We start from the raw sequence: 1,488 nt of genomic DNA on the forward strand, positions 1-1,488 counted from the left end.
GGCGTCACGCCCTAGATGTCCCTCCAGCCGGGTTCGAGGCGGTCGAGGAGGGTGTGGAAGGCCGCGCCGGCCCGGTCCCAGTCGCCGTCGGCCAGGGGGGCGAGGAGCAGGCCGAAGGAGGCGTCGACCAGGAGGGAGGCCTCCGTGCGGGCGCGGGCCTCGGCCATGCCCAGGTCGCGGAAGGCGCGGGTGAGCAGGCGGGTCCACTCGCTCAGCACGTCGAGCATGACGGGCCCGTACCGCTCGGGGTGGAGCAGGCCGGCGGTCATGATCTCGAGGTAGAAGGGGAGTGCGGCGCGCAGGTCGGGGTTGCTGAACTGCTGCCAGGTCTCCTCCAGGAAGCGGCGCAGCCCCGCCGCGTCCCGGGGGGAGCCGACGGCGTTGAACAGGCTCTGGGCGCGCAGGAGCGGTCGCCTCTCGTACACGGTGAGCGCCTCGGCGATCATGCGTTCCTTGGTCCCGAAGTAGTACAGGAGCATGCGGTCGCTGGTCCCCAGGGCCCGGGCCAGCGGGCGCAGGGACAGATCGGCCACACCGTTGCGGATCATGTATGCGCGGACCCGCTCCAGGAGGTCGCGTCGTTTGGCCGGGTCGGGCGGCCGTGACATGAAGGGCTCCCACCTGCAGTGATACGGGGTCGAGCGGACTCCGGTTGTCCGATTCGTCAATCTTTGTCCAGGTATTTACCGTAGCACTCGCTACGTGTATATTTATTGGTGTAGCGAGTGCTACGTGAATGTGGGACCGGGCGCAGGCCGCCCCGGACGTCGGACCTCCGCCGTTCCCGGCAGCCGTCGCCGCCCGCAGTACGGAAGGGACTGATTCCCATGGCCGCCTGGGCCATCGACCTCGCCTTGATCTCACGACAGGGACGCTTCGCCCGGTTCTCCCGCGGTCGGGCAGAGGGACTCGGGCGGAAGGCTGCCGCGGACCACGCTCAGGACGAAGACCGGCCCGCGAAGGGCGCCCCCACTTCGTGGATCACCCGGAGCCAGGCTCTGTGGTCGCGCTCCCTGGAGCCCCTGCGCCCGCTCGACGCGCCGCGCGCCCGGGCCACCGCCTGGGACGCCTCCTGGCCCCTGCCGAGGGAGCTGACCTCGGTCCGCCGGGCCCGGCGCCTGGCGACCGCCCAGCTGAGTGAATGGAATCTGGAGGACCTGGCCGACACCGCCGAACTCCTGGTCAGCGAACTGGTCACCAACGCCCTGCGCCACACCCGCGGCCCGCTGCGCCTCAACCTGTACGCACGCGGCTCCCACCTGCGGTGCGAAGTGGAGGACACCGACTCCATCGGTCCCGTACGCCGCGTCGTCGACGCCGACGCGGAGGGCGGACGCGGTACCGAACTGCTCGACCTGCTCACCGAGACCTGGGGCAGCACCCGTACGGCCACGGGCAAGACGATGTGGTTCGAGATACCCACGCGGACGCCCTGACACCGGCGTCGCCCCCGCTCCGGGCCCCCTCTCGAGCGGTTCTCGTGCGCTT

At 70.8% G+C, this 1,488-nt stretch carries 2 protein-coding genes; one reads left to right on the top strand and one right to left on the bottom strand.

Annotation, left to right across the window (positions count from 1 at the left end; translation table 11 throughout):
- Nucleotides 1–11 precede the first annotated feature (11 nt).
- On the bottom strand, nt 12–608 hold the full coding sequence (locus ABZV34_RS39360) for a TetR/AcrR family transcriptional regulator (RefSeq protein WP_356288069.1): 597 nt from the start codon (nt 606–608) through the stop codon (nt 12–14).
- Between the two features lie 219 nt (nt 609–827).
- On the opposite strand from ABZV34_RS39360, the gene ABZV34_RS39365 reads away from it, so the two are divergent.
- Nucleotides 828–1,436 carry an ATP-binding protein gene (locus ABZV34_RS39365; RefSeq protein ID WP_356288072.1) on the top strand — a complete coding sequence of 203 codons (609 nt, stop codon included), beginning with the start codon at nt 828–830 and terminating at the stop codon, nt 1,434–1,436.
- The last annotated feature ends 52 nt before the right edge of the window (nt 1,437–1,488 follow it).

It is taken from the genome of Streptomyces sp. NPDC005195, from assembly GCF_040608315.1.
Classification (GTDB): domain Bacteria; phylum Actinomycetota; class Actinomycetes; order Streptomycetales; family Streptomycetaceae; genus Streptomyces; species Streptomyces kaempferi.